Genomic DNA, 7,466 nt, shown 5'->3' on the forward strand with positions numbered 1-7,466 from the left:
CTTTTAAGGAGGGGGGATTAGACTTTAAAAGGTTATGAATGCAAGTTTTAGTCCACATAAGCGTATTTAATATTGTAAGTCTACAGAACAGCTATTAAAAATCAAATTTATAAAAACCTTCATAAAATCAATTAATATTCCGATTAATTGGTTTTTTGTCCTGTTGTAAGTAGGATTGCTTAAATAAACGTCAGACTTAGGTAAGTTGTATAATGTATAAATTAATTTTAGATAACCAGTAAAATAATTACTCATAAATCTTAATACAGAAGCATATTTATATTGCTTAAATTGGTACTCTCTTCGATGATATATCCTGTCCACTTGGAAAAATTATATAAATGAGCAAGAGCTACATCGAATCTCATTTAAAATTATTTTCAAGTAACATCATCTGTTTTTTTTAAAACAGATGATGTTACTTTTATAGTATACTAATCTAATAACGTAACGATAAATTCTTTGAATGGTTGCAATGTTATTCATCTAAGAGTTGATAGGTTAGAAGTAATGTGATGATCATCTAATTTATTACATTTATAGGAAATGATAGTAATTTCCACGATATGCCTATCAAAAGTAGGGGTTAAAAATAATATTAGTAATTTTTATAATCTGAAATTAAAATCCTGTCTAATTAGTGACTTATCTCCAAAAGCACATTATTGTGTGAAAATTCATTGTGTCTTGAGATGTTGCACTAAGAGCAGGCAAGATAGTGCTTGTTCAATAACCTAACCTCTAGTAGGTTTTAAACTATTTTTTTGAATAATTTTTATAATCTTTAAAATTAATTGAATGGCTTTTGTGAGTACCCTGGTAGTTATTTTTTCTTTTTAGACGTTTTCATCAAAGCAGGATCCTTTCTAAATAGATAATTTAATAATGTGTTCAAGATAAAATTATAATTAATTAAGTCCCCTATTCCTATAATAACTTTTAATACAGAAGAGGGGAGTGTTTAAATACCGTTCTATATTTGTAGTAATAATTCTTTAACTTATCTTGTCTTTCTTTTCAAATAAGGGGGCCTGTCAAGGGTTCATAATTACAGATATTTTAGCTATCTCATACGGTGATTAATTTGTTAATGGTTAGGATATATAATTTACTTATTAATTGATTTTCCTTAGAAAAATTGGCGGTTGTTGCTACTTTTTATTGATTTCTTTATTAAGAATTTATATCAGTTTAACACATTTAGAATAAATACAAACGGCTATACTGAAAACTATAAGCTATCTTTTACTTTATGGAATAATTTCTCAAGAGTTTTAAAATATTCTGGTTATATAAGCTATTAAAATAAATAAAAAAATGAGCTTTTATTAATATTTTAGCTTTCTTTTATTAATATTTTAAGCTTTTATGATAAATATTGTTCGATAAAGGTTAAGATTAATCGGGTCAAATTTTCTTGCACTAATTTTACCCCGCGTAGTGTTTTTTCATGAGTAACTTTTTCTTCTCTCATTCCAGCAGCGAAATTACTAACGACGGAAATGACGGAAACGTGCATCCCACAATGTCGAGCAATGACCACTTCGGGAATAGTAGACATCCCCACAACATCTGCGCCTAGAAGTCGATAAGCCTTAATTTCAGCAGGTGTTTCAAAAGCCGGCCCCAAAACACCTACATAAACCCCTTCTGGTAAATCAATAGATAAGTAATCTGCAATTTTTAAAAATTTAGTACGAAGAATAGGATCATAAGCGTCCTCCATGCTCACAAAGCGAGATCCGAAATCATCTTCGTTGGGACCTACGAGAGCGTTATTAAATTGAAAATTTATATGGTCTTTAACTAACACCAAACTACCTGGTTTTAGGTTTTCTCGTAAGGAACCCGCAGCATTCGTAGCTAACCAAGTTTCACACCCAAGTAATTTTAAAGTACGCACCATAGTTTTAATAGAATTATTATCTACTCCTTCATAATGATGAGCACGTCCTCGTAAGCAAGCTACTGGAATGCCTTTAATTTTACCTAAATACAGCTCACCAGCATGGCCTGCAATTTTAGGTTTATGGAAACCCGATAATTGATGATAAGAAATAATAATGGGTTCTTCAATTTGCTCAGTTAATTCTCCTAAACCTGACCCAAGAACAATACACAATCGAGGTTTAAAATCGGGAGCATAATATCGAATTTCTTTTAAAGCATCATAAGAAGCGAGTGTCATTATTTAACCTACTGTTAATAAATTTTGTAAGTGATTGCTAGTTTGTTGAGAGTAATCACAAAAAAAAACGATTAGTTTTATGATTAGAGATAAAAAAATAACCTTTATAGGTTCTAGAGTATTTGCAATTTGAAAAATTAATTGTTTTAATTTAATTTGTAATTGGTCACTCGGATATTTCCTATTGTTAAGTAGCTTAATTTGTTTATCCACATCATTCTTTTGTTTTTCCTTAAAAAGTGGGGAAAATAATATATCAAGTTTGTTAATTGACTTTTGTTCGTATCTTGAATCTTCTACAGAATGATTTAAAAAGTTTTTAAATTTAGTTAAGACAGGTGAAGGAAATTTCATTCGATTTTTAATCATCATTCTTGCCATATTCTTTTTAGCCGTGTTAGTGATTTTATCTTCCTTGGCTAGCAAGTCTAAAACATTATTACAAATTACTGCTAGTAATAAACTTTTTAACAAATGATTATAACAATCGTATTTTAGTACCTCCACTTGCTTTTTAAATTGAATAATGGTTTGATGCATCATCAAAGCTTGTTTCCAATTTGGTTCGATAAATATCTGAAATCTAGAAAGTAGTAATTTTACACAATAGTTTCTTTTTTCGATCTGATACTTTAGCAATCGAATGGGATAAAAATTGAATATCTTTAAGATTGAAGTTTGTGTAAACATCAAATCAGTATATCAACTTCTTGAGTCCCTCCTCAATCATCTTGACAATAGCTTTTTTGATTACTTTACTTATTTCACCCGTAATCTGATTCATTCACTAGGATAGTACTTATAAAATAGGATTTATGATTTTAATAGGTTACCTAGTTTCATAAGTAATTACTTGCGTCATTTGAAAATGATTAATAACATACTTGCTCACTTTAAAACTTCATTTTTTTACAAAGATCCACAGCAAAAAAGTGTGCAAAATTGACTATATTACTAGTAGCTATCAAATTTTAAAATAATCAATTCTTGCTCTATTCTTGCCTCTATCAATGATATATTTTTTGAGAAAATAACTTTAGCAACAAAATATCACTAACTCAGCCTAAAAATTATAAATCATAGGACATGAATAAAAATGATTTTTTAGATCTTGGCTTATTTCCAATCTTGGCTGCATTTCAGGTCTCTTGGTTTAATTGATGGTTAGTATTTAAAGGGTGGCCGCGCGGGCTCCCCGCGTTGCTCCTAGTAAATTTATTAATGCCTGAAAAAGGATTGTACGTTCTAAAACAGGGAAGTTGTCAACTACTATCTCGGATTACAATGTTTCGACGGTGTTAAATCGAATAAACTGAAAAATCTGATGATAGTTCATTAAGAATTTATTTTAATCTCTTTAAAATCAATGTTCAATAAAGCGGGCTTCATTGATGATAACTATGTTAATATTGCTTGAGTTGATGCAATTCCAATAATCGATAACCAAAACTTACTAATTATTCCAGGATAAATGATGAATCCTTGTTTCGATTGTTTGATTTGAATGGGATAAAAATAATATTAGATTAATTCAGCGTGTATAATAGGGTTTAAAACTACAATAATAGTTTGAGTCAGTTATCCAGGAAATTTATCCTAGTCATTAAAGATTGTCCTGCAGATTCAAAATAAGGTAGTTTTTAGTATTGGCATCATTACTGTTTTAGATCCTTAGCTAAGGAAAGGATTATTGGGTCAGTTCTAACTTAAGAGGATTAACAGTTAGTCACTTTCAATTAGGATAGAGTATATATAATTAAAGTCCTTGCCCTTTGTATTGTTTGTTATGGTAATATTTTTGTAGTTGTGTTTTTATAAACAGATAAAAAACTGTATCTAGTTGTAGAAATATTTAGCTGTAGAAATAATTTTTAGTTTTTGTATATTGGTGGGCGTTAGAGTAGACGATGTTGTTAATACTATGGTTACTTCTGTTGCTTTATAAGTAATTACAATTATCAAGGCTATTCTAATGGCTGTTATTTTTGAAGCAAAAAGATTACTATTTCTAGAGAGTCAAGTTAATTGAAATCATCCGTGGTGAAAAGATAAATCTTACTTTGTTTGTTTAAATACAAGATGATTAATTTCTCAAATCTTAATTTAGTTATTTTGATTCGCAGAAAAAATTTACTTGATTATTACCAAAGATTTTAGTAATTTTATTTGAACGACTCATAATCTTGACGGATCTGCTATTAGCCTAAAATTTTAATGGCTTTAGATAAGTAAATTCTTAAACTTATTGATTAGTATTAAGTTTCCAATATTATAATATGATTAGATTGTGAGCCCTTTAAACGATCCCTTTAAAGAGTTTATTATTTAAAGAGTTTATTATTATATTTTGTAGTATGTGTAATCGCTTCTTTCGGAGAGAATTCTCTACAGAACAATGCCGAACAGTATCTATGTAACTTAGTATATTTTTATGAGTTACTTTAATAAGTAGTTAATTAATTTTTTTGAATGCTTGACAACATATTGATCTATGAAATTCTAGAATTTTTTTAAGATGTGGTGATGTTTATATTTTTATTAGTTTTTTATTAGCTGCTATAGGCTAATATAGTTGTGGTGGATTCATATGCGCTCATCAAATGATAGTACCTATATTAATGATAATTCTTATATTAATTTTTTAAAGATGGAAAATTATTGGATGTTTTTAATGATTGTTACTTTTTTTATGCGATATGACTTTTTTTCTCATAAATTTAAAACCCAATATAGCCAATGCTATGTAACTTTTATTAGTATCTACCAGTTGTCAAAATCGCTAAAGGAAGAGAGTAGTATACTACTGGAAAGCTCACACATCTTTTTATATTTTTATTCTGAGGTGCGGTAAGAATTGTGAGTAATTTTATTCTATATAACCATATATGGTATAATAGTTACGATAATTATCAATAAGAATTTTACGCAATTAATGCCGTATCATAGTGTTTTCTGCTTAGTTTTAGGTTACTCTAGCTTTACTAGCTTTTACAAGTAATTATGGCTTTTTTTCTGCTTCAGGGTTTCCTATTTGAGTACTTTAGTGGGCTGAATTATTGATTAAAGTAATGAGATTTTCGTGTGAGGTATAGATGTTTTTAATGATTCCATTATTAGCAATCTCTGTATGTTTTGGATTATGATTTTTACTGTTGGAGCTTAATTTGTAATTTTTGATTTATGTTTTTTTTGAAATCAATTTTTTGTACAATTTATACATTAGATTATGTCAAAACTAAGTTGTGACTTCTAAGTTTGCTTTCAATATGGGAGAGGCGCACAGCCGATACCTAACTCCGTCAGTGAATTTATTCCCATAGTGGAAATGTTATAGTAAACACGCAAGCAAAAGAATATACTTTTTCCAAAAATGCATCATGAACAAAAAGAAGGGAATTTGTAGTTGGTAATCTTTCTATTAAAAAATTTTATTTTTAGATCTGGCTCTTTGTTTTTGGGATAAACTTTTTATCAAACTATTTTCTCGTTTACTTCCTGCCTAAAAGTTTTTTAATTTACCCCCCTTTTAAATGAAAGCAATTTAAGGTCTAATTCAGTGAGAACAAAAACATATCTATAAAACTTAATTAACTAACCTATAAATTCATTAATTTTCTCCCCAGAACCTGAAAATATATATTCATTTAAATAATTAAATATTGTTTATTACTGTTCAAGAGCTGGAAATAGTTAGTATATTATAAAGATCAATTAATTTTTATTGAAAGATATCGTATAAGACCTGTTAAGCCTCTGAAGGATAGGGAATGTATTTGGATAAATCCCGAACCACAAATAAAAAAGTGCAGCATTATGTTCTACTAACATGCCCAGGCCATCAAAACATTTATTAGCACCCTGACGTTTAGCCCATTGTAAAAATGGAAGAGCAATCTTTCCATAAGAAAGATCATAACAACAAGTCTCAGGTTTTATAATCTCTGTTGGTAAAGAGGGACACTTACCTTGGTGACCTAAGCTCGTAGCATGAATGATAATATCATAAGGTATGGGTTGTAAATCATCATAACCGATGCCTTGAAGCTCTACTCGTAAATTGAAATACGAAGCTAAGTCTTGTGCTTTAGATACAGTTCGATTAACTATTACAATTTTTATTGGTGTAGTATTTATTAATGGGCTTAAAATCCCTTGAGTGGCCCCACCTGCTCCTAAAATTAGGATGGATTTTTGAGTGAGAGTGATATTGTGGTTACGTGTTAAATCTTGTATCAGTCCTAAGCCATCATAATTCACTCCATAAATAGTACTATCATTCAGAAATTGCAAAGCACTCGCAGACCGAGATTCTTTCGCTTCACGACTTTGTTTATTTGAGAGTTTGTAAGCCTCACCTTTAAAAGGTGCAGTGATATTAGCTCCTTTACCTCCTTCTTTTTGAAATTCTTTTAATACCTCAGAAAAATTATTACATGGAGCTTTGATTGTAATATAATTAAATGTTTGTTTGGTTTGTTCTCCAAAAGCTTTAAAAATAATAGGCGATAAACTGTGATCGACAGGATTACCAATAATTGCATATTTATCCATGTTTATTTCGTTCTAACGCATATTATGAATATTCAGATATACGATCTTCAAGATGTTTATAAAGATAATTTTTACTTACGAAACTACATTAATAATAGTAATGCATAATAATATCCCATGATTGGGACTTGTAAATAGATTATTTTTTGTAGGTAGAGTATTTTTAAATAAAAAATAAAATTATAAAACTAGATAAAGTATAAAATTATAACATTCTTGGCTATGGAGCCTTTCCTCTTGTTATATAGAGGATACCCATTAGAAATGAGGGTAGGATAAAAATGAGTTTAGGATTAAGATAAATCCAGGTGCATCTGTGGGGGGGATAAGGTCTCCCCGCCTTATAAGAAAAGGTATCCACGAGTTATCCAGAGTGTACGTATCATCCTCAGCTTTAGGAAATAGCTTTAGTAAGAAAGTTCGCATCTATAGATGATTTAATAAAAAATCAAATTAGATAGCTGGTCAGGATTATCCAGATTATTAGATAAAAGTTCCGCAACATCTTGAATGAAATGGTTTTGAAAATTTATATACCACTAAATACGAATGTCTTTTTAAAAGCACGGAGTACCGAACTTATTTTGGTAAGACTAGCTAACTTATCAGGAAAAGATTTTTCTCATTTTGTTGAGAAGAGCATTGATTGTTAAATTATCGGAATATTTCTACATTTCTTTTTAAGATTGTGCTTAAAGATAAAGATTCGTATATGATTAATATTATG

Annotated in this window: 3 protein-coding genes; all 3 read right to left on the reverse strand. The window is 29.4% G+C overall.

Translation table 11 applies throughout. The annotated features are described in order from the left end of the window. Positions 1-1,366: 1,366 nt before the first annotated feature. Positions 1,367-2,188 (reverse strand): purine-nucleoside phosphorylase, encoded by an 822-nt coding sequence (locus tag CLERM_RS02845; protein ID WP_102157087.1) that lies wholly within the window; start codon positions 2,186-2,188, stop codon positions 1,367-1,369. A gap of 3 nt (positions 2,189-2,191) precedes the next feature. Beyond that, positions 2,192-2,878, reverse strand: a complete 687-nt coding sequence (locus tag CLERM_RS02850) for a DUF47 family protein (RefSeq protein ID WP_102157088.1) — start codon at positions 2,876-2,878, stop codon at positions 2,192-2,194. Positions 2,879-5,899: 3,021 nt separating this feature from the next. Beyond that, positions 5,900-6,739 (reverse strand): shikimate dehydrogenase, encoded by an 840-nt coding sequence (gene aroE / locus CLERM_RS02855; protein WP_102157089.1) that lies wholly within the window; start codon positions 6,737-6,739, stop codon positions 5,900-5,902. Between the last annotated feature and the right edge of the window lie 727 nt (positions 6,740-7,466).

Source organism: Coxiella-like endosymbiont (assembly GCF_002871095.1).
GTDB lineage: Bacteria > Pseudomonadota > Gammaproteobacteria > Coxiellales > Coxiellaceae > Coxiella.